This is a genomic window from Synechococcus sp. OH30 (assembly GCF_047462175.1).
GTDB lineage: Bacteria > Cyanobacteriota > Cyanobacteriia > Thermostichales > Thermostichaceae > Thermostichus.
Genome location: NZ_JANSIP010000001.1, coordinates 326,772 through 348,647, shown reverse-complemented (window position 1 = coordinate 348,647; position 21,876 = coordinate 326,772). Strand labels below are relative to the sequence as shown.

Genomic DNA, 21,876 nt, shown 5'->3' with positions numbered 1-21,876 from the left:
TCCCTAAGCTCCCACAGGCATGGCTGTCATTTCCGTTTTTTTGATGGGGAAGGCTTTGATTACCCTAGGGCGCACGTAAACCTGCTGCCCTATGTGCAGCGGCTGGCTGGCGTATTGCTCGCGGCTGAGGTGGGCCCAGAGGGAGCCGCCATCGCTGAGAATTAGCTCCGCCTGGATCTCCCGCCCTAGGTGAATGATCTCTTTGACCCAAGCCGAGACACCGCTGCTGGTGGGGTTGAGCTCGATTTGGACATCGTGGGGGCGCAGAAAAAGCCGATGCGGGCCGGCTTGGGCTTCAGGGAGTTGGCAGGACAATACAGAGCGAGGCGAGAGCTCGTTGACCGGGCCAATAAAGCTCATGACAAAGGGAGTGGCCGGATGATCATAGATCTCAGCCGGGGATCCCACCTGTTCCACCCGCCCCTGGTTCATGACCACAATTTGGTCGGCCACCTCCATGGCCTCCTCTTGGTCGTGGGTAACAAACACAGTGGTAACGTGCACCTCGTCATGCAGGCGCCGCAGCCATTGGCGCAGCTCCTTACGCACCCTGGCATCCAGCGCCCCAAAGGGCTCATCCAAAAGCAACACCTGCGGCTCCACCGCCAGAGCACGGGCCAGGGCCACCCGCTGGCGCTGTCCTCCTGAAAGCTGTGAGGGGTAGCGATCTCCAAACCCTGACAGTTGCACCAGCTCCAGCAGCTCGTCCACCCGTGCCTGGATCTCAGCCCGTGGCAGCTTGCGGATCTCCAGGCCAAAGGCAATGTTCTGCCGCACCGTCATGTGCTTAAACAGGGCGTAGTGCTGGAAGACAAAGCCAACGTTGCGCTCCTGGACGCTGGCATGGGTGGCATCCCGCCCCGTGAGGAAGATCCGCCCTGTGTCCGGCTTTTCCAGGCCGGCAATGAGACGTAGCAGGGTAGATTTGCCAGAACCCGACGGCCCCAGCAAAGCCACCAGGGATCCCGTGGGAATGATGAGATCCGTAGGGTGGAGGGCCTGAAACTGGCCAAAACGCTTCGATACCCCTGCAATGGTGATGCCCATAGGTTCTGCCTAGCTAGTGGTTGGTCTAAGGAGTTGCTGGCTCGGTTGCCGGATGGTGCTGCAGCTAGGGGTAAGGGAGGTGAAATCTGCAGCTAATCTACGGTAAACCTGTCAACAAACCGTTGATACAGCTCCCAGGATACCTTGAATGGGGATGCAAAACAAGGGAGGCTCCCTACAGCCCGGCTTGGATGCGGTCAAACGCAGCCCCATCGGCAAAAAAGCGGTTTTGGATTGCTTCCCAGCCCCCCAGGTCGGCAACAGTTACCAGCCTCTCAATGGGAGGGTACCGCCAGGCAAACTCTTGCGCCACCGTCGGCTCCACCGGACGGAAACCCACCTCGGCAAAGGCCCGTTGCGCTTCTGGAGTAAACAGGTAGTTCACAAAGGCTTCGGCCACGCTGCGGGTTCCTTTGCGCTCCACCGTGGCATCCACCACGGCTACGGGGTTGTCGATGGAAATGTTGGGATCCGGCACCACGTAGGGCAAGGACTGGCCGCGCAGACCGGCCAGGATCACCTCCTGTTCGTAGGTGAGCAGGGCATCTCCCTGCCCTTTTTGGAAAAAGACATCCGTAGCCTCCCGCGAGTCCCGTGGCAGGACGCGGACATTTTTGTAGACCTGGGTGGTGAAGGCCAGGGCTTGGGGCTCCGGAACAGCACTCCAGAGGGCCAAAAAGTTCCAGCGGGCACCCCCTGAGGTTTTGGGGTTGGCGGTGATCACCTGCAGGCCGGGCCGGGCCAGGTCCAGCCAAGAGCGGATACCGTGGGGGTTGCCCTGCCGCGTTACAATCACCACGACCGAGCGGGTAACGATCCCTTGGTTGGGCGTGCGGCTTTCCCAGCCCGGTCGAATGAGACCGGCAGCCACAAGGCGCTCCACATCCAGGCCCAGGGCCAGAGCCACCACATCGGCATCCAGCCCGTCAATGACCGCCCGCGCTTGTGTGGCCGAGCCGGCGTAGCTGCTTTCTACGCGCACCCGTTGGCCGGTCTGGGCCAGCCAGTGGGCCTCAAAGGCAGGGATGATCTGCCGGTAGGCGTCGCGGGTTACGGCAAAAGAAGCTAGGAGAATCCTCACTTCCCTCTGGGATCCCACCCCGCAGCCGCCCAGCCCCAGCAGAAGTCCTAGGAGGAGGGATCCCACCGCCAGCCACCGCCCCACTCTCCCCGACCAGGCCACCGCGACAGGTGAGGAGATCCCCCCTGTCCCTTCCCTCTTCACAGCCACCCCCATTCCGCTCTCCCCAAGAACCTAAAGGTTGAACGGCAGGGATCCATTCTACGGTCAGCCGGTCGGCAGACCGTCTTTAGGGCCAGGGATCCCTAGGCAGGGCAGGGGGTGGGAAGCGCCGCATCGGCGGCAAGATCCAGCGTGGCCCTGAGGAGGCCGGGATCCTCTGGAGAAGGGAGCAGCTGGAACCCCAAGCGCCTGCAGAGGCGGCGCATGCCCTCGTTTTCGCTGAGCACCTCGCCGGTGAGGCGCCGGATCCCTTCGCAGCGGGCCACCTGAATCAGGCGGGTCAGCAGCTCCGTGCCGATCCCCTGTCTTTGGTAGGGATCCGCTACCAGCAGGGCAAACTCGGCTTCTTCGGGAAGGCCGTGTTTTTTGGAGAGGCGGCTGATGCCGAGGAGGTGGGGCTCTGGGTCTTGCCGCTCGGCCACCAGAGCAATCTCCCGGTCGTAGTCGTTAAAGCAGATGCGAACCAAGCGCTCGTGGGCGATGCGGGCGCTGTATTTGATGGGGTGGAAGTAGCGCAGGTAGATGCTGTAGTCGGAGACGTGGCGGTGAAACTGGATCACCAGCAGCTCGTCTTCGGGACGGATGGGGCGGATGGTGATGCCCTCGCGGAAGGGCCAACTGTACTGGCTGGGGTAGGGGCGGATGGCCAATGGTACGGGGGGTTCCTGCTCCGAGCGCAAAATGACGCGGGCATCCAAAGCCAGCAGTTGCTCGCCTGAGGCCAGCAGGGGGTTGATGTCGATCTCTTGGATCTGCCGCTGTTCGGCCACCAGTTGGCTGAAGCGCACCAAAAGCTGTTCCAGCGCTTCCAGATTGACGGCTCGGCGCCCCCGCACCCCCTTGAGGGCCTTGTAGATGAGGGTATTCTCCATCAGGCGGCGCGCCAAGGTGGTGTTGAGGGGGGGAAGGCCAATGGCGCGATCCTGGAACACCTCCACCAGTTGGCCGCCGCTGCCAAACAGCAACACCGGCCCAAACTGGGGATCCTCGCTGCTGCCCAGGATCAGCTCGTAGCCGTCGGTGCGGATCATCGGCTGCACCGTCACCCCTTGGAAGTGCTCTGGCCCTGCTTTCTCGCTGACGTTGCGGCGAATCTGGGCGAAGGCCCGCCGCACCGCTTCGGCATCGGGCAGGTTGAGCTGGACGCCGCCCACGTCACTCTTGTGGGTGAGGGTATGGGAGTAGAGCTTCAGCACCACCGGGTAGCCCATTTCTGCGGCGGCCTCTACCGCTGCTTCCGGGCTCTTGGCCACCCGCGTAGGCACCACCGGGATCCCGTAGGCGGCCACGATCTCCTTGGACTCGACCTCGGTTAAGAGCCGGCGACCTTGCTGCCGGGCTTGGCCGAGAATTTGTTGCACCCTCTCGCCCTCGACTGCTGTTGCAGGGAGCAGAGTGGGAGTTTCGTAGAGGGCCTTGAGGTTGTCGCTAAAGCGCCACAGATAGCTGAATACCCGTGCCGCCTGATCCGGGTAGCGGTAGGTGGGGATCCCCGCTTGGTTAAGGATCTGCTCGCCGGCATCCACCAGGTCTCCCCCCATCCAACTGGCCAGGATGGGCTGCCGGGAGCCGCTGCGCCGCCAGGTCTCCACCACCTTGGCAGCAGTGGCGGTGGGATCCGTCATCGCCTGGGGGGTGAGGATCACCAAACAGCCCTGGCTGGCGGGATCCCGCAGCACGATCTCCAGCGCCTGGGCAAAGCGCTCCGGCCCGGCATCGCCCAAAATATCAATGGGATTGCCGTGGCTCCAGTGGGGCGGCAGGATGGAGTTAAGCTGCTCCAGGGTTTGGGGAGAAAGCTGGGCCAGGGATCCCCCGGCGCGGATGAGGGCGTCGGTGGCCAGCACCCCCGGTCCGCCGGCATTGGTGAGGATGCTGAGGTGGGGGCCCTGCGGGCGGGGCTGTTTGGCCAGCACCTCCGCCATGTCGAAGAGATCTTCAATGTGATCCACCCGCAGCACACCGCAGCGGCGGAAGGCTGCATCCAAAACCGCGTCGCTGCCGGTGAGGGATCCCGTGTGGGAAGCTGCCGCCTGGGCCGCCGCCTGGGTACGCCCCGCCTTGATGACAATAATCGGCTTGCTCAGCGCCACCTCGCGGGCCGCCGACACAAACGACCGCGCATCCCCAATCGACTCCATGTAGAGGACAATGCTGTGGGTATGGGGATCCTCGCCCAGATAGTCGATGAGATCCCCCCAGCCCACATCCAGCATGGATCCCAGAGAGATGAAGGCGCTAAAGCCGACATTTTCCCGCAGGCTCCAGTCCAGGATCGAGGTGCAGAGGGCCCCGCTTTGGCTGATAAACCCCACGTTGCCGGGTCGGGCCATCTGGGCAGCAAAGGTGGCATTGAGGCCGGTGTGGGGGTTTTGGATTCCCAGGCAGTTGGGACCAATGAGGCGCAGCTTGCCGCGGGCAGCCTCTTGGATGGCCTTTTCCAGCTCCAGCCCCTCCGGGCCAATTTCCTTAAAGCCTGCCGAGAGGACAATGGCCCCCTTGACGCCGGTCTCGACGCATTCTTGGATAACCGCCGGCACCCCGGCTGCCGGGATGGCGATGATGGCCAGATCCACCGGCTCCGGCAGAGCAGAGAGCCGCTCGTAGGCCCGGATGCCCAACACCTGGTGCCGCTTGGGGTTGACCGGGTAGACCGTGCCGCCAAAGGGGTGGCTGATGAGGTTCCAGAGCACCGTGCGCCCCACACTGCCCTCGCGCTCTGTTGCCCCCACCACCGCCACCGAGCGGGGCAGAAAAATGGGATCTAAGGGGTGGGATCTGGCCTTCCAGATGTCCAGGCTGGGATCGGGGCGGTGCAGCGTAGCCATAGCCGTTGCAAGGAGGGAGAAGCACGTTTTGGCGGGGAGGAAGGCCGACCTTAAACCAGAGCCGGCTCCGGCTGGTGGTAGAGGGCAGCCTCCACCCGGCAGCCCCGATAGGCCAAGACGTACAGCTCCTTCATATCCTGAATGAGGGGGTAGCGGGGGTTGGCGCCGGTGCATTGGTCATCAAAAGCCTGCTCCGCCATCGCTTCCAGACGGTCGTAAAAGGCCTGCTCGCTCTCGCCGAGGGCCTCGCGAATGCTGGCCGGGATCCCTAGCTTCCGCTTTAGCTCCTCGATGGCCTCGATAAGGCGCATGACCTTTTCATCATCATTGGCTCCCCCCAACTGCAGGTAATCGGCAATCTCGGCATAGCGGTGCTTGGCGTTGGGGTAGCGGTATTGGGGAAAGATGGCCTGCTTGAAGGGGGCGTCGGTGGCGTTGTAGCGGATGACGTGGGTAATCATCAGGGCATTGGCCAGGCCGTGGGGCAGGTGGAAGGTGGATCCCAGCTTGTGGGCCAAGGAGTGGCACACCCCCAAAAAGGCGTTGGCAAAGGCCATGCCGGCAAGGGTGGCGGCGTAGTGGACTTTTTCCCGCGCTTCTGGATCTTCAGCTCCCTTCTCGTAGGCCCGCGGCAGGTAGGTCATCAGCAGCTTAATTGCCTGCAGCGCCAGCCCGTCGGTAAACTCGCTGGCCATCACCGAGACATAGGCTTCCAAGGCGTGGGTGAGGGCATCGATGCCGCCGTAAGCCGTCAGCTTCTTGGGCAGCTTCAGGGTGAGATCCGGATCGACAATGGCCATGCTGGGGGTGAGAGCGTAGTCGGCCAGGGGGTACTTGATCCCCACCCGGTCATCGGTTACCACCGCAAAGGGCGTTACCTCGGATCCCGTCCCGGAAGTGGTGGGGATGCAGACCAGTTGGGCTTTTTGCCCCAGCGGCGGCAGCTCGTAGACCCGCTTGCGGATGTCCATAAAGCGCGTTGCCAGGCCTTCAAACTCCACCTGGGGCTGCTCGTACATCAGCCACATCACCTTGGCCGCATCCATCGGGGATCCGCCGCCCACGGCGATGATGACATCCGGCTGAAACTGGCGCAACTGCTCCAGGCCGCGGTTGACGTTGCTGAGGGTGGGATCCGGCTCCACCTCGTGGTAGACATCCCACTTTATCTGCAGCTCCTCGAGAACCCGGGTAACCGGCTGCAGCACACCCAGCTCGAAGAGGGGCTTATCGGTCACCAAAAAAGCCCGTTTTTTGCCGGCCAACTCCCGCAGCGCCACCGGTAGACATCCCGGCTTGAAGTAGATCTTGGGCGGCACCCGGAACCAGAGCATATTTTCCCGCCGGTAGGCCACGGTTTTAATGTTGAGCAGGTGGCGCGGCCCCACATTGTCGGAGACGGAGTTGCCCCCCCACGTGCCACAGCCCAAAGTTAACGAGGGATCCAGCCTAAAGTTGTAGAGATCCCCAATTGCCCCCTGGGAAGAGGGGGTGTTGATCAGCACCCGCGCTGTTTGGAGGGCCTGCTCAAAGTAGGCAATGTCGTCCTGGTTGGCGGGATCGGTATACAAAACAGAGGTGTGGCCCCGCCCACCGAAATTGACCAGTTGGACAGCAACCTCGACGGCGCTGTGGAAATCCTTGGCGCGGTAGAAGGCCAAAACAGGGGCCAATTTTTCGTAGGAAAACGGCTCTTCGGGCCCCACCTTGTCCACTTCCCCAATCAGCAGCTTGGTGCCTTCGGGTACCTGGATCCCGGCCAGAGCAGCGATGGTCTGCACCGATTGGCCAACAATAGCTGGATTGAGACGGCCATCCTTGAGGAGGATGCGGCGCACCGCTTGCGTCTGTTCCGGATCCAAAAAGTAGGCTCCTCGATGGCAAAATTCCGCCTTCACCTGCTCATAAACGGCCTCCACCACAATCACCGCCTGTTCCGAGGCGCAGATCATGCCGTTGTCAAAAGTTTTGCTGAGCAAGATTGAACTGACGGCCATGGGAATGTCGGCACTGGCGTCGATGACCGCCGGCGTGTTGCCCGCTCCCACACCCAGCGAGGGGTGGCCGGAGGAATAGGCCGCCTTGACTAGGGCGGGGCCGCCGGTGGCCAGGATTAATTTCACCTCCGGGTGCTGCATCAAAGCCTGAGAAAGCTCAATCGTGGGCTCGTCAATCCAGCCAATCAAGCCCACAGGCGCGCCTGCCGCCTCAGCCGCCTCCTTGACCACCTTGGCCGCGGCAATGGTGCATCGTTTGGCGCGGGGGTGAGGCGCAAAGATGATGGCGTTGCGGGTTTTCAGAGTGATGAGGGCTTTGAAAACCGTTGTCGAAGTGGGGTTGGTGACCGGCACAATGCCCGCCAAAAGCCCCACCGGCTCAGCAATGCGCTCGTAGCCAAAGCTCTCGTCCCGCTCAATGACGCCACAGGTTTTCTCGTGTTTGTACTTGTTGTAAATGTATTCAGAGGCAAAGTGATTTTTGATCACCTTGTCTTCCACAATGCCCATGCCGGTCTCCTCTACGGCCAGCTTGGCCAAGGGGATCCGCTCGTTGTTGGCTGCCAGGGCAGCTTTGTGAAAGATTCGATCCACCTGCTCCTGGGTGAAGGTGGCATACTCAGCCTGGGCAGCTTTCACCTGCTGGATTAAGGCTTCCAGTTCCTCGAGATTGGTAACAGGCATAGGTGGATCCCTCCAAAATCACCTCCATACGGGTTAAGAGTTGAGGCAACCATGAGAAATTGCTGGAAAACTCCATAGGCTCACTGGCTGGCTAAGCGCCCACAGGTGCGGGAACCTGGATCTCGGTGGTCATTTTTGGGGGATGGGTGAGGGTGTTGTGGATGATGCAAGCGTCGACAGCTTTTTCTAGGCCCTTTTGCTGCCTTTCGTCGAGGGGGATCCCCGTCTGAACGCGAATGCAAATGTTGTCTAAGCGGCTGGGGTGCTCAACTTTATCTGCAGTAACAACCACTTCCAGCCCCCGAGGATCCAACTGCCGCGCTTCCAGATACTTGACGGCATAAAAGCCAACACAGGCACCCAAAGAGGCCAAAAACCACTCCGGCGGCGTCATTCCCTGATCTTGGCCGTGGTTGTCCAAGGGCTGATCGCTGAGGATGCGATGGCCGCGGCTTTCGGCTTGAAATTGAACGCCATTTTGGTAGGTTACGCGCACTTCCACTAGGGATCCCTCCTCTATTTTTCCATCTGCCAGAGTTGGCCAGCTCCTAGCCTATAAGTTCAACCTAGCGCTACTTTAGGGGCAGCCTAAGAATTTTAGAGATGACTTTGGGATCAAGCTGATGCAAATGGGGATTGACTCTGTTTTTGTTACTGTTGCTACGGCAATAAACTCAGTCTTAGCAGCCATTAAACCGCCACCAATCCCCGCTCGCGAAAGATCTGCAAAGCGTGGTTGATCTGTTCCGGGGTGGGCGGCTGGACATCGCTGAGGGTGTAGGGCAGTCCCAACTGCTGCCATTTGTATTCCCCCATCTTGTGAAAGGGCAAAACCTCCACCCGCTCCACGTTGGATAGAGTGGCCACAAACTCAGCCAAGCCCTTGATGTTTTCCTCAGGATCTGTTAGTCCAGGAACGAGAACAAAACGAATCCAGGTGGGCTTTTGAATCTGATCCAAATAGCGAGCCAGATCGAGAGTGGGCTGCAGCGAAACGCCGGTAACTTTGCGATAGAGCTCCGGCAGATAGGACTTGATATCGAGCAACACCAAATCCGTATGGGCCAAAACTGGCTTGGCCACCCCCAAGGGCGCGTAGCCGGAAGTGTCCAGCGCCGTGTGCAAGTCCAGCTCGTGGCAGCGGCGGAAAATCTCGGCCACAAAGTTGGGTTGCATTAACGGTTCCCCCCCGCTGGCCGTGACTCCCCCACCCTTGAGGTAGTAATTGCGGCAGCGCTGGATCTCCGCCATGAGGGAGTCCACCGTCACCACCTGGCCGGCATTGGGATCCCGACAGTCGGGATTGTGGCAGTACAGACAGCGCAGAGGACAGCCCTGTAGGAAGATGACAAAGCGGATCCCTGGCCCATCCACCGTGCCACAGGTCTCGACCGAGTGAATGCGGCCGGTTATCGGCGTCAAGGGGTTGAGCGGGGTATCCATACTTCTATCCTCAATGGCTTTTGCAAAATATCAATTAATCTTGAGGTTTTCTTCCCAATTGCTGGCCATGTTGTGCACATCACGGTTTGGACTTTACCCAGACTGTGTTTTTCTTAACGGTTGAAAACCAATGGAAAGACCTCCTACTGGGAGGCCTCTGCCGAGAGGTTGTGCAGGCGATGGGCTTTGGGATCAAAGCCCGCCGGGAAATGGGTATAGGCATCGTAATCGGCGTGATCCAGCAAAGCCCCCTCCAAGAGGGCACCGCGGAAATTGCTGCCGAAAAGTAGACATCCCCGCAGGTCGGCTTTGGATAGGTTGGCGCCGCTCAAATCGGCAAAGCTGAGATCGCACCCCCGCAGGTTGGCGCCTGCCAGGTTGGCGCCGCTGAAATCGGCATAGCGCAGGTCGGCACCGGCTAGGTGGATCCCTTGTAGGTCGGCCTGGGGCAGCTCGATCTCCTGGAAATCTCGCCGTCCCGCCGCGTAGTCTCTAACCAAATCCCCAACGCTATAGTTCATGGAACCTCCTTGCTTGGGGAGGGGGGATCCTTCACCTGGCTAGGGGCAGCCTTCCGGGATCCCCCGCCCCCTCGTTTAGAAGTGTTGATGGAAGGTGCGGTTAATCACATCCAGTTGCTGCTCGCGGGTAAGCTTGATGAAGTTCACCGCGTAGCCGGAAACCCGGATGGTGAGCTGCGGGTAGAGCTCTGGGTGCTCCATGGCGTGCAGCAGGGTCTCGCGGTTGAGGACATTCACGTTGAGGTGAAAGCCGCCATCCCGCATGTAGCCGTCCAGCAGCCCCACCAGGTTGGCAACCCGCTCCTCGGCCGTGCGACCTAGGGCCGCCGGCACGATGGAGAAGGTGTTGGAGATGCCATCCAGCGCGTCGTCGTAGGGCAGCTTGGCCACGGAGGCCAGCGACGCCACCGCTCCCTTGGTGTCGCGGCCATGCATGGGGTTGGCCCCCGGTGCAAAGGGCTCGCCAGCCCGCCGCCCATCGGGGGTGTTGCCGGTTTTCTTTCCGTAGACCACGTTGGAGGTGATGGTGAGAATGGACTGGGTGGGGATAGCGTTGCGGTAGGTTTTGTGCTTGCGCAGCTCCGCCATGAAGGTCTGCACCAATTGCACCGCAATCTGGTCAACCCGGTCGTCGTTGTTGCCATATTTGGGGAAGTCGCCCTCCACCGCGTAGTCCACCACCAGGCCGCGCTCGTCCCGAATTGCCCGCACCCGCGCATACTTGATGGCCGAGAGGGAATCCGCCACCACCGATAGGCCAGCCAGGCCAAAGGCCATCGTGCGCACAATGTCGCGGTCGTGCAGGGCCATCTCCAGGCGCTCGTAGCAGTACTTGTCGTGCATGTAGTGGATGATGTTCATGGTGTTGACGTAGGTCTTGGCCAGCCAGGCCATCATCTGCACCAGGCGCGGCCACACCTCGTCGTACTCCAACACCTCAGAGGTGATGGGGGCGTAGGCCGGGGCCACCTGCTCACCGGAGATCTCATCCCGACCGCCATTGATGGCATAGAGTAGGCACTTGGCCAGGTTTACCCGCGCCCCAAAAAACTGCATCTGCTTGCCAATGCACATGGCCGATACGCAGCAGGCGATGCCGTAGTCATCCCCCCAGTAGGGGCGCATCAGGTCGTCGTTTTCGTACTGGATGGAGCTGGTTTCGATGGAGACCTTGGCGCAGTAGCGCTTGAAGGCTTCCGGCAGCCGCTCCGACCAGAGCACCGTCAGGTTGGGCTCCGGCGCCGGCCCCAGGTTGTAGAGGGTGTGCAGCATGCGGAAGCTGGTCTTGGTGACCAGAGGTCGCCCATCCAGCCCCATGCCGCCAATGCACTCAGTTACCCAGGTGGGATCGCCGCTGAAGAGCTCGTTGTACTCTGGCGTGCGCAAAAACCTGACCATGCGCAGCTTCATGACAAAGTGGTCGATGAGCTCCTGGGCCTCTTCTTCGGTGAGGATCCCGGCCTGCAGATCCCGCTCGATGTAGATGTCTAGGAACGTGGAGACCCGCCCCAGGGACATGGCGGCACCGTTTTGCTCTTTGACCGCTGCCAGGTAGGCTAGGTACAGCCACTGGATGGCCTCGCGGGCATTGGTTGCTGGCCGGCCCAGGTCAAAGCCGTAGCTGGCCCCCATTTCCTTGAGCTCGTGCAGGGCTTTGATCTGCTCTGAGAGCTCCTCCCGTAGGCGGATGGTCTCTTCATCCATCGTGTCCAGGTCTAGGCTGGCTTTTTGCGCCTCCTTGTCTTCAATCAGCCGATCCACCCCGTAGAGAGGTACCCGCCGGTAATCACCGATGATGCGGCCTCGCCCATAGGCGTCCGGCAAGCCGGTGATGATGCCAGAGCGGCGGCAGCGGCGCATCTCCTCCGTGTAGGCGTCAAAGACCCCGTCGTTGTGGGTCTTGCGGTATTTGGTAAAGATCTCCTTAACCTTTGGATCCAGCTCGTAGCCGTAGGCCTTGAGGGCCGTCTCTACCATGCGGATGCCGCCAAAGGGCAGGATGGCCCGCTTCAGGGGCTTGTCTGTCTGCAGACCTACAATTTGCTCCAGCTCCCGGTCGATATAGCCCGGCGGGTGGCTGGTGATGCTGGAAGGAAGGTCGGTGTCAGCATCCAAAACCCCCCGCTCCCGTTCCAGCGCCATCAAATCCTTAACCTTGGCCCACAGCCGCTGCGTGCGTTCAGTGGCCGGCGCCAAAAAGCTTTCATCGCCGGTGTAGGGAGTGTAATTGCGCTGAATAAAATCTCGGACATCAATGCAGCGTTGCCACCGTCCCGGGACAAAATCTCTCGCGATCGTTTGCTCAGATACTTTACGCTCTCCGCTTTTTTCGGCCTTCGATTCTGTAGACAAAGCTACAGAACGGTGCGCGCTCACTACCATAACAATCCTCCCGGCTCTTCCGCCTGACAACTTCGCCAATAGACTGGCAATAGAGCAAGGTGACACCCCGTTGACTGCCAAAAGCTACAACAATCTTTGCAAAAGAGAAGGACAAACGACTCGCCTACGGGAGAGCTTTTAGCAACTCTGCTGTTTCTTTTTTGAGCTGTTTGCCATACACCTTGCCCACTTCAATTCTAGTCTCCTCCCCTCTCAGGCGGTTCTTGCTTCTGCATTTTTTCGGTATTGTCCTAAGAGGCTGCCAAGGGGAGTTGCCAAATGGCTAGCTTAGGTCAAGGTAGGCTGGAGTCAGTGCCTTTAGTCAGTGGGGTGGCGCAGTAACCGCTCGAGGGAATCTCCGTAGCAATTCCTCCACTGCTCTCCCTCTTGCCCTGAGCTAGGAAAAAACTGAGGCAGGGATCTGCTCCCACTGCGAGGGGTAAGAGTTTTGAACTAAGGTAAACTTTGGTGTTTGCTTTGAGAGAAGTGTTAAATACAACCTCTCATGCAGCTGGGGCTTGCCTATCATCCTGTCTGGCTGTCTGGCGCTGGGTAGTTTTGGTTCCTAGACTGAGCCCCTTCCTTGAGGATTGCTCATTGCTGTGCTACATATGTCTTAACTGCCTGGCATGAGTATTTATTACTATGCGGCTCGTCTGCGGCCAAAAGGGGGCCTTGCCGAGCCGAGGACGAAGGAGGAGCGTAATGTTCACACGGTTGGCGGAACAATACCGCAGCTACGTTCAAGACCTGGTGATGAGTTTGCAGGCCCTGGCCATTGCTTTGGAGAAGCGGGGCTACCCAGCCTCCTGCTACACCTGCGGAACCTCCTTTGAGAGCGCTTCCTTCATGGTCAGCTTGCGGGAAGGGCATCTGATTCGCTTTTTGGTTTCCGAGTGCTCCATCAGCTGGACGGAGATGCGGGATGAGCGAGAGCTGATGAAGCTGGAAGGAGCAGAAGCCATTCGTCAGCTTCAGGATCTGGTAGAGCTGATCAAAGACGATCTGGTGGCTAGCGCTGCGCCAGCGGAAGCTCTAGCCAGTAGCCGCTGATCCCTGTCAGAGACTCCCTAGCCAAGAAATCTATAGCTGTTGGAGGCCACCTCTGGAGCTAAAGAGCAGCCTTCTAGGGACACACTTGCGCTTAGTCGTTTCCCTATACCCCCAAGGGGATTCGAACCCCTGTCGCATCCGTGAAAGGGATGTGTCCTAGGCCTCTAGACGATGGGGGCATCTGGAAGCAGGGCGATCTTGATTCTAAAGAGACGGGTTTAGTTCTGTCAACTTACGTTTCTTGCTAGTCGGCCTCCTGCCCCGGCCAAGATCAGGACTCCCAGGAGAGCCAGGCCCAGCAATCCAGCAATTAGGAGAGGTTCATCGGAGATCGCATCCATGTACACCTCACCTCTTGAGGGGGATAATAAAGATCCAGGTCCTGCCCTACTCAAGTGGCGAGAGGGGCAGCTCTTCAGAGGCTTAAACTACACTATCTATAGTAATGACCCATCGCTTGGACTAGCATGATTCCCACCGTTATTGAGCAATCTGCACGCGGCGAGCGCGCTTTTGATATTTACTCGCGTTTGCTACGGGATCGGATTATCTTCTTGGGCACGCCGGTAGATGACGATGTTGCCAACCTCATTGTGGCCCAGATGCTCTACCTGGAATCCGAAGACCCCGAGAAAGATATCTACCTCTACATCAACTCTCCCGGCGGCTCTGTCTATGCTGGCATGGCCATTTACGACACCATGCAGCACATCCAACCCGACGTCTCCACCATCTGCATTGGTCTCGCAGCCAGCATGGGAGCCTTTTTGCTGGCAGGGGGCGCCAAAGGCAAACGCATTGCCCTTCCTCATGCCCGCATCATGATTCACCAACCTCTGGGAGGAGCCCAGGGTCCAGCCACTGACATCGAGATCCAAGCTAGGGAGCTTCTCTTTATCAAAAACAGTCTCAACAGTCTGCTTGCTTACCACACCGGCCAACCGCTGGAGCGCATCGAGCGCGATACTGACCGCGACAACTTTATGACCCCAGAACAGGCCAAAGAATACGGCATCATCGACCAGGTAATCACCAAGAAGCCCCAGCCCTCCCTGACCACCGTTTCCTAGCTCCCCTGGCTGCCGGAAACTTCCTTGCCCAGCGCCCTGTCGGGGGAGCTGGGATCCCCCTCAGAAAGATGTGAAGAGAGTTAAAGAAATCTATCTTGCTGCCAAGAGAGGGCCTGGCTTGCTTTAAGTAAACTAATCAAACTCATAAAGAAAGTAATGATCTGCCTCTCATCGCAGATGATAGGTTAGGATTAAACCTAAGGTAGAGTTGCATCGTCGAAATCGCAGCTGCGACAGGAGCTGGAAATATTCCCAGGGAATTTTCTAGGCTCGACGTGTCAAAGCTGGCGATGGAAGAAGTTCTAGGGGTAAGGCTCAGATCTTTCCCCTGCCTAAGGGAGGGGGATCAAGGCACAAGTTGAGCCTCCCACTTGTGAGGCAACTCCAGGAGCAGGATTTTTACCTCTGCTCCCTTGACTGTCTTGAGTGGCTGTATTTTCAACTTTGCAGAGTTTGTCATTCGTGTAGAGGGGGATTGACGTGGCCTACTCAGCAACCAAAACCAAAGGCGGCTACCAAGCGGGGGTAAAGGACTACCGGCTGACCTATTACACCCCCGATTACACACCTAAGGATACTGATATCCTGGCCTGTTTCCGAGTTACGCCTCAGCCGGGCGTCCCTCCGGAAGAAGCGGGGGCAGCCGTAGCGGCTGAGTCCTCAACAGGCACCTGGACAACGGTTTGGACCGATCTGCTCACTGACTTGGATCGCTACAAGGGCCGCTGCTACGACATTGAGCCGGTTCCTGGCGAAGAGAACCAGTATTTCTGCTTCGTCGCCTACCCGCTGGATCTCTTCGAGGAAGGCTCAGTTACCAACATGCTCACCTCGATTGTGGGCAATGTCTTCGGCTTCAAGGCCTTGAAGGCGCTGCGGCTGGAGGACTTGCGTATTCCCGTAGCCTACTTGAAGACCTTCCAGGGCCCTCCCCACGGTATCCAGGTAGAGCGGGATAAGCTGAACAAGTATGGTCGTCCACTGCTGGGCTGCACCATCAAGCCCAAGCTAGGCCTTTCCGCCAAAAACTACGGGCGGGCTGTGTACGAGGCGCTGCGGGGTGGGCTGGACTTTACCAAGGACGACGAAAACGTCAACTCCCAGCCCTTCATGCGTTGGCGGGATCGCTACCTGTTTGTCATGGAAGCGGTCCATAAAGCGCAGGCAGAAACCGGCGAGATCAAGGGGCACTACCTGAACGTGACGGCGCCCACCTGCGAGGAGATGTTCAAGCGGGCGGAGTTTGCTAAGGAGATTGGTGCCCCCATCATCATGCATGACTACCTCACCGCCGGCTTTACGGCCAACACCAGTCTGGCCAAGTGGTGCCGCGACAACGGCATTCTGCTGCACATCCACCGCGCCATGCACGCGGTGATTGACCGGCAGAAAAACCACGGCATCCACTTCCGGGTGCTGGCCAAGTGCCTGCGCATGTCGGGTGGCGACCACCTGCATGCCGGTACGGTGGTGGGCAAGCTGGAAGGCGACCGCGCCATCACCATGGGCTTTGTGGATCTCATGCGAGAAAACTACGTTGAGGCGGATCGTTCCCGCGGCATTTTCTTCACCCAAGATTGGGCTTCCATGCCGGGGGTGATGCCGGTGGCTTCCGGTGGGATCCACGTTTGGCACATGCCCATACTGGTGGAGATCTTCGGGGACGACGCTGTGCTGCAGTTTGGTGGCGGAACCCTAGGTCACCCCTGGGGGAACGCTCCAGGCGCGACGGCCAACCGGGTGGCTCTGGAGGCCTGCATCCAGGCCCGCAATGAAGGCCGAGATCTGATTCGCGAGGGCAACGACATCATCCGCGAAGCAGCCAAGTGGTCGCCAGAACTGGCCGCTGCCTGCGAGCTGTGGAAAGAGGTCAAGTTCGAATTCAAGCCCGTCGATACGCTCTAAGAGTCTTTCGGGGGCAAGGGATCTCCAGCTTCTCTTGCCCCCTGTTTGCCCCGTCCCCCGGATTGGTCATGGATGTAAAGCAGATTGCCAAGGATACGGCCAAAACGCTGATCAGCTACCTGACCTATCAGGCGATGCGCACGGTGCTGGCCCAACTGAGCGAGACGGATCCTCCCAGGGCCCTCTGGCTGCAGCAGTTTTCTGCTCGGCAAAGCTTCCAGGATGGGGAGGCTTACCTGCGGGCCTTGCTGGCAGAGCGGGCCGACTTGGCCTACCGCATCATGACTGTTCGGGAACACCTAGCGGCGGAGGTGGTGGACTACCTGCCAGAAATGGCCAGAACTGGCATTCAACAGGCCAACATGGAACACCGCCGCAACCACCTGGAACGGCTGACCTCAGCAACAGGATCCCTGCCCCTTACCCACCCGGAGGCAGGCTCCTTTCTACAAAACCCTACATCTGAAGTGGAGTAATCTCAGTCATGCAAACCCTACCGAAAGAGCGCCGCTACGAAACTTTCTCCTATTTGCCACCCCTGACGGACCTGCAGATCCTCAAGCAGGTGCAGTACATCCTGGATCAGGGCTACATCCCGGCCATCGAATTCAACGAGTCTTCCGAGCCAACCGACCACTTCTGGACCTTGTGGAAGCTGCCGCTGTTTGGCGCCACTTCCCCGCAGGAGGTGCTAACAGAGCTCCAGGCCTGCCGTAGTGCTTACCCCAATTGCTTCATCCGTGTAGTGGGGTTCGACAACATCAAGCAGTGCCAAGTGCTTAGCTTCTTAGTCTACAAGCCAAGCGGCTTGCGCTAAGAGCTGGCCAAAGCCCCCGGCCGCATCTGACATCCACAGGGGAGAGAGCTGCCGAAGGGCTCCTCCCCTCTTTTCTGCAAAGGAATTTCTTACGATCCGATCCCCAGGAGCGCTCCCAACCCCACCGCCAGAAGAGCAGCTAGGGTTGTTTGAATGCCGTTAACCACCTCATTGGCCATCCAAGCTAGGCGAGGCTGCAACACCACTCCCATCCAGCTTTCTGCCAAGGTGGCTAGGAGGCCAGCTAGCCAGCAGGCGCCCAGCCACCAGGGATCCCCTCCCACCCATTCTCCGCCAATGCCCCAGGCCAGGGCGGCTATCCCTGCTGCCGCCGCCACCCCCGCCAGGGATCCCTCTAGGCTCACAGCTCCCTCGGTGCCTGCCGGCACCGGCCGAAAGGTGGTGAGCAAAAAGGTCTGTCGTCCATAGGCTTTTCCTACTTCGCTGCTGACGGTATCGGCCAACTTGGCGGCGAAGCTGGCGCTATATCCCAGCCACCAAAGGGGGTGGGGGAAGAAAGCGTATCCCACTGCACATACTGCCCCGGTCAAAGCAGAGCCCCAGACATTTTCTGGGCCTCGTGCCCCCCCTCGCTTCTCAGCAATCCCCTGCCTTTGCTTGCGGTGGATCCCCAGCCAGGTGACGGCTGTGCCCACCAAAAAGTAGGCGGCCACCACCGCATAGCCCCGCCACCCTAGGCCCCCCCACACCAACAGGCCCAGCAGGCCGGCGTGGAACACCCCAGCTCGCGTCAAGGCCTTCTGGGGACTCTGCAGGGCCAGCACCACCAAGATGAGATTGAGCCAGAGCGCCACCCCCCACTGACTTAAAAGCCACCCCAGGCCCATCGCTGTTCTCCATCCCCAGCAGAGGTGGCCAGTTCCCAGCTATCGCAACGGAGAGGGAGGGATTCGAACCCTCGACGGAGCCTTTTGGGCCCCGTAACTTCTTAGCAGGAAGCCGCTTTCGACCACTCAGCCACCTCTCCATACCCGCGGAGTCAGCAGTAAGCTGAACCCCGGCTGCTAGTTGACCCATTGTAGAAGATGGGCTCCCAGCTGGCAACTGTTCAATGATGGGAGTCATTGCGTTAGTAATTTCTTGACGGGCGCAAGGTCAACTCTTTAACCAGTGGGACAACAGGCACAAAACTGACAAGCTGCAGGGTTTTTGGTCTCGGCAGCTTGACCGCGTGACCAAGCAAAGAAACCGTAGGAGGCGGGATGCCGTCCACAAGGCTGCTCGCTGGGTAACTTCGTCCCCCCTACGGGATCGGGAAAGTTATCTTGGGTTGGAATACAGAAGCAAGACTGCAACTCAGGAAAGGTTCACAACCAAAACTTCGTGCCTATGCCAACAGGCCAGTTGAAGGAGCGCATAGCCCCACTCTGCTAGCGTTCTGGATTGAGGTGGATGAGGCGCACAGTTCCCAGACAAGCTTCTTGGATGGAGATGAGCTACCCCACTCCGGTGAAAAACCCAACAGGTGGTGGCTCTTTGGGAAGCGAGGAGGGTGGGTGAAGAACGCCTTTGCAGCTCCGTTTGCGGGCTGGGTAAGAATCCCCCAAGTTAGTCGGGGGAGGGTAATCAAACGCTGCTGCCGGGGGAGTCTCCCGGCGTCAAACCCTTTGCCAAGGCTGGCCAGAACCCAGAGCGCCCTGGCCGCTGCTTCTGATAGGATCACCATCACAGGTCTTAGGGTGCACAGCGCCCGCGGCATGCACAACACCTCGACTTCTTCCGCCGCCATCGATCTTGAGATCATCTCCTTGTCAAGCCCTCGACAGGCCATGTCCCTAGCGGGGGTGCAAGAGGCTAACTTGAAATGGATTAGCCGCTGCAGCGGCGCCTCGGTAACCCTGCGGGGGCAGGATCTCTACCTGAAGGGGACCCCTCAACAGCGGCAGCAAGTGCGGCAGTGGCTAGAATTGCTGAGGCCCCTTTGGCAAGCTGGCCACCCTGTAACTGCAATTGATGCCGAACAAGCCTTCCGCGCCCTCTCCAACCAGGAAGCTGAGGCCTATCGGCAAGTGCAAACAGGAGGTGTTCTGGCCCGCACCCGCAAGGGGGAGCTGATTCGGCCTAAAACGCCCCGTCAGCAGGAGTACGTGCAAGCCATTCGCACCCACGATCTCTGCTTCGGCATTGGGCCGGCAGGCACTGGGAAAACCTATCTGGCTGCCGTTGTGGCCATCACAGCCCTGCAAAACCGCGAGTACGAGCGTTTGATCCTGACACGCCCGGCGGTGGAGGCAGGGGAGAAGCTGGGGTTCTTGCCAGGGGATCTGGTAGAGAAGGTGGATCCCTATCTGCGGCCTCTCTACGATGCCCTGTTTGAGTTTATCGAGCCGGCCAAGCTGCCTCAGCTTATGGAGCAGGGGATAATCGAGGTGGTGCCCCTGGCCTACATGCGCGGCCGCACGCTAAGCAACGCTTTCATCATTTTGGACGAAGCCCAGAACACCACTCCGGAGCAGATGAAGATGGCGCTCACGCGGCTGGGGTTTCGGTCGCGCATGGTGGTTACTGGGGATCTCACCCAAACGGATCTGGGCAGACATCGCCTCTCGGGGTTGGCCGCTGCGGAGCGCATCCTGGCCGGGGTGGAGGGGGTAGCCTTTTGCTACTTTGACCAGCAAGATGTGGTGCGCCACCCGCTGGTGCAGCGGATTGTGGAGGCCTACGCCCGCTACGAGAGCCAGCAGTGAGGCCGAGGGTCATCTTCTTCGATGTCGTGGGCACGCTGTTGCGGGTGCGGGGCAGCGTTGGCCAAGCCTATAGCCAGGTGGCAGCGGAGTATGGGGTAGGGGTAGATCCGCAGGCCCTGGATCGCGCCTTTGCCCAAGCTTTTGCCAGCGCTCCCCCGCCGGCCTGTGGTGGTCTATCGGGATCCTCCTTGCTGGCTTGGGAGCGGGCCTGGTGGCAGCAGGTGGTGCGCCAGACCTTTGCGGGGGTGGGATCCCTGGCTGAGTTTGGGGAGGAGCGCTTTGCGGCGTTTTTTGCCCACCTTTTCGAGTATTTTGCCGGGGCGGATCCCTGGGAACTGTATCCGGAGACGCTGCCAGTTCTCCAGGCTCTTCAGGGGGAAGGGATCCGGCTGGGGGTGATCTCCAACTTCGACAGCCGCCTGCCCAGGGTGCTGCAGGCACTGGGGTTGGAGGGCTATTTTTCCAGCCTCACCCTCTCCACCCAGGTGGGCTATGCCAAGCCCGATCCCCGCATCTTCCAAGCTGCCCTGGAGACGCAAGGGATCCCCCCCGAAGCCGCTTGCCACATCGGCGACAGCTACCGCGAAGACTATCAAGGGGCCACAGCAGCGGGCTTGAGAGCCCTTTGGCTGGATCGAGAAGGGAAAGATCCCTCCTGCCAAGGGCGGATAGGCGACCTCTGGGGAGCCCTTTCCATTCTCAACGACTCAGCAGGGGAGCAAAAACCCCATCGGGCTTGAGCAAGTAGCGCCGCAGATTCATCTGCCGCTCCAGAAGGCAGGCGTGGCCGCTCCAAGGCGAGATCTCCACCTGGGCCTGGGGCAGCCGCTCCGCCAGACGCTGCACCTCCTGCACCGAGGGCAGGAGGCGATCCCGCCCCCCCGCCACCAGCAAGGTCGGCAGGGCCATCGATTCCAGGGGCAGCTCTTCCACAACAAAGGATCCCAGCAAGGCTAGGCGCTGGGCAGCCACCTCTGGAGCGATGCTATGCACAGTCTGGCGCAACCGCTCCCGATCCGGCGGCTCCATTTGACTCAGCTCCGCCAAAAATCCCAGCCCCCGCTCGGCGAGTTGGTGATAGAGCGCCGGCGGCAAAAAGGGCAGGAGAAGATGACCCGCCCACCACCAGGGTCGGCGCCGCAGGGAGGAAGCCGGATTGACCAGAATCAGGCCGCGACAGCGCTGGGGCTGCTGGGCGGCGACGGCCAACGCTAGGCAGGCTCCAAAAGACTCGCCGCACAGATAGGCTCCTTCTTCCAGGTGGGATCCCACCCACTCAACCAAGCTCTCCCAGCTATGCCCCGCTTCGGGGTGGTTTAAGCTCACAGGGCGGACGCGAAACTCGGCCTGCAGAGCCTGCGCCTGCCGGTAAAACAATCGGCCCGTGCCATCCAGGCCAGGCAGGTACAGTAGCAGCGGCCGCTCCTGGCTGCCTGCCTGCGGCGCCGGCCTGATCCCGCTAGAGGCTGCTGCCTCGCCACTTCTCTTTTTCATCTCTCTACTAATCCCAAGCGCACCTGTTCCCGGGCGGCTGCCGTTAACTCCTGAATCACCTGCAGCCGCTCCTGGCGGCAGGTGTAACGCCTTGCTCCCTCCACCCAAAGAGGGGATCCCACTCGCACCACCACCTGACGATAGATCACCACTGGATGCCCCCCCGCCTGCTGAAACCTGGGCTCGGTGGGGTCAAACCAGCGGAAAAAAGCCATGGGGATGTCCATCCCCCGCCACTCGTGTTGGGCCCACACCGCTACCGGCAGAATTGGCAGAGGGTCTACCCCGGCAGCCAAGGCCAGGTGGGCAAAGCCCGGCTGAAACCGGCCCAGCTCCTGGGGTGAGGTCTCGCGGGTAATCTGCTCTGCCCCTTCCGGGAAAATTCCCACTCCTCCGCCTGCTGCCAACGTGGCCTGAGCCTGGCGAAAAAAGGCAAGCTGGGGCCCGGATCCCTGCTGCAGGGGGATACAACCCAGGGCAAAGGCTACCTCCCGCAAGAGGGGCACCTGAGAGAGGTAGTAGTGGCAGGCAAAGCGGATTGGCCGCTCCAGCCCAGCAATCAGCACCGGCGCATCCAAAAAGCTGCGATGGTTACTGACCACCAGCAGCGGACCCTGGGGAACCCGCTCCTTGCCCTCCACCCACACCTCCGTCTGGAAAAGAGCAAGTAGCAACTGGGCCAGT

The 21,876-nt window shown here is 60.0% G+C and carries 18 protein-coding genes and 2 tRNA genes; 7 read left to right on the top strand and 13 right to left on the bottom strand.

Annotated features, from left to right (window positions below; all coding sequences use genetic code 11):
- Positions 1–3 precede the first annotated feature (3 nt).
- From NW830_RS01715 to pflB, 8 genes are all read right to left on the bottom strand, one after another.
- The gene (locus NW830_RS01715; protein ID WP_414359511.1) at positions 4–1,047 is read right to left on the bottom strand and encodes a sulfate/molybdate ABC transporter ATP-binding protein; all 1,044 of its coding nucleotides are present in this window, start codon (positions 1,045–1,047) and stop codon (positions 4–6) included.
- A gap of 175 nt (positions 1,048–1,222) precedes the next feature.
- A complete protein-coding gene (locus tag NW830_RS01710) occupies positions 1,223–2,284 on the bottom strand; it encodes a sulfate ABC transporter substrate-binding protein (protein ID WP_414359513.1) in 1,062 nt (353 codons plus the stop codon).
- 89 nt (positions 2,285–2,373) lie between these two features.
- Positions 2,374–5,118, bottom strand: coding sequence for a GNAT family N-acetyltransferase (locus tag NW830_RS01705; RefSeq protein WP_414359514.1), 2,745 nt, complete (start codon positions 5,116–5,118; stop codon positions 2,374–2,376).
- 50 nt (positions 5,119–5,168) lie between these two features.
- On the bottom strand, positions 5,169–7,799 hold the full coding sequence (adhE, locus tag NW830_RS01700; RefSeq protein WP_414359516.1) for a bifunctional acetaldehyde-CoA/alcohol dehydrogenase: 2,631 nt from the start codon (positions 7,797–7,799) through the stop codon (positions 5,169–5,171).
- A 91-nt stretch (positions 7,800–7,890) separates the two neighbouring features.
- Positions 7,891–8,301, bottom strand: coding sequence for an OsmC family protein (locus tag NW830_RS01695; protein ID WP_414335832.1), 411 nt, complete (start codon positions 8,299–8,301; stop codon positions 7,891–7,893).
- A 188-nt stretch (positions 8,302–8,489) separates the two neighbouring features.
- Complete coding sequence (pflA, locus tag NW830_RS01690) at positions 8,490–9,242, bottom strand: pyruvate formate-lyase-activating protein (RefSeq protein ID WP_414359518.1); 753 nt, start codon at positions 9,240–9,242, stop codon at positions 8,490–8,492.
- Positions 9,243–9,385: 143 nt separating this feature from the next.
- Positions 9,386–9,763, bottom strand: a complete 378-nt coding sequence (locus NW830_RS01685; RefSeq protein ID WP_414359520.1) for a pentapeptide repeat-containing protein — start codon at positions 9,761–9,763, stop codon at positions 9,386–9,388.
- Between the two features lie 75 nt (positions 9,764–9,838).
- Entirely contained in the window at positions 9,839–12,145 is a 2,307-nt protein-coding gene (pflB, locus tag NW830_RS01680; RefSeq protein WP_414359521.1) for a formate C-acetyltransferase, read from the bottom strand.
- A gap of 705 nt (positions 12,146–12,850) precedes the next feature.
- On the opposite strand from pflB, the gene NW830_RS01675 reads away from it, so the two are divergent.
- A complete protein-coding gene (locus tag NW830_RS01675; RefSeq protein ID WP_414359523.1) occupies positions 12,851–13,198 on the top strand; it encodes a DUF1815 family protein in 348 nt (115 codons plus the stop codon).
- Positions 13,199–13,304: 106 nt separating this feature from the next.
- On the opposite strand, the gene NW830_RS01670 is transcribed toward NW830_RS01675, so the two are convergent.
- Positions 13,305–13,377, bottom strand: a tRNA-Glu gene (locus NW830_RS01670).
- 288 nt (positions 13,378–13,665) lie between these two features.
- Between NW830_RS01670 and clpP the strand changes: the two genes are divergently transcribed.
- From clpP to NW830_RS01650, 4 genes are all read left to right on the top strand, one after another.
- Entirely contained in the window at positions 13,666–14,268 is a 603-nt protein-coding gene (gene clpP / locus NW830_RS01665; protein WP_414359525.1) for an ATP-dependent Clp endopeptidase proteolytic subunit ClpP, read from the top strand.
- Positions 14,269–14,748: 480 nt separating this feature from the next.
- A complete protein-coding gene (locus tag NW830_RS01660) occupies positions 14,749–16,173 on the top strand; it encodes a form I ribulose bisphosphate carboxylase large subunit (protein WP_414359527.1) in 1,425 nt (474 codons plus the stop codon).
- A gap of 68 nt (positions 16,174–16,241) precedes the next feature.
- Complete coding sequence (rcbX, locus tag NW830_RS01655) at positions 16,242–16,649, top strand: RuBisCO chaperone RbcX (RefSeq protein WP_414359529.1); 408 nt, start codon at positions 16,242–16,244, stop codon at positions 16,647–16,649.
- A gap of 8 nt (positions 16,650–16,657) precedes the next feature.
- Positions 16,658–16,990 carry a ribulose bisphosphate carboxylase small subunit gene (locus tag NW830_RS01650; RefSeq protein ID WP_414359530.1) on the top strand — a complete coding sequence of 111 codons (333 nt, stop codon included), beginning with the start codon at positions 16,658–16,660 and terminating at the stop codon, positions 16,988–16,990.
- 89 nt (positions 16,991–17,079) lie between these two features.
- On the opposite strand, the gene NW830_RS01645 is transcribed toward NW830_RS01650, so the two are convergent.
- Together NW830_RS01645 and NW830_RS01640 are read right to left on the bottom strand one after the other, a co-directional pair.
- Complete coding sequence (locus NW830_RS01645; protein WP_414359532.1) at positions 17,080–17,838, bottom strand: TIGR00297 family protein; 759 nt, start codon at positions 17,836–17,838, stop codon at positions 17,080–17,082.
- 48 nt (positions 17,839–17,886) lie between these two features.
- Positions 17,887–17,978, bottom strand: a tRNA-Ser gene (locus NW830_RS01640).
- 730 nt (positions 17,979–18,708) lie between these two features.
- On the opposite strand from NW830_RS01640, the gene NW830_RS01635 reads away from it, so the two are divergent.
- Both NW830_RS01635 and NW830_RS01630 read left to right on the top strand, forming a co-directional pair.
- Complete coding sequence (locus tag NW830_RS01635) at positions 18,709–19,698, top strand: PhoH family protein (protein WP_414359533.1); 990 nt, start codon at positions 18,709–18,711, stop codon at positions 19,696–19,698.
- Positions 19,695–20,438 (top strand): HAD-IA family hydrolase, encoded by a 744-nt coding sequence (locus NW830_RS01630; protein ID WP_414359534.1) that lies wholly within the window; start codon positions 19,695–19,697, stop codon positions 20,436–20,438. The genes NW830_RS01635 and NW830_RS01630 overlap by 4 nt, the downstream gene beginning before the upstream one ends.
- Here the strand turns inward: NW830_RS01630 and NW830_RS01625 are convergent.
- Entirely contained in the window at positions 20,398–21,192 is a 795-nt protein-coding gene (locus NW830_RS01625; RefSeq protein ID WP_414359536.1) for an alpha/beta fold hydrolase, read from the bottom strand. The two genes, NW830_RS01630 and NW830_RS01625, sit on opposite strands and share 41 nt — an antisense overlap.
- Complete coding sequence (locus NW830_RS01620; RefSeq protein WP_414404533.1) at positions 21,189–21,866, bottom strand: lysophospholipid acyltransferase family protein; 678 nt, start codon at positions 21,864–21,866, stop codon at positions 21,189–21,191. The genes NW830_RS01625 and NW830_RS01620 overlap by 4 nt, the downstream gene beginning before the upstream one ends.
- Positions 21,867–21,876 lie beyond the last annotated feature (10 nt).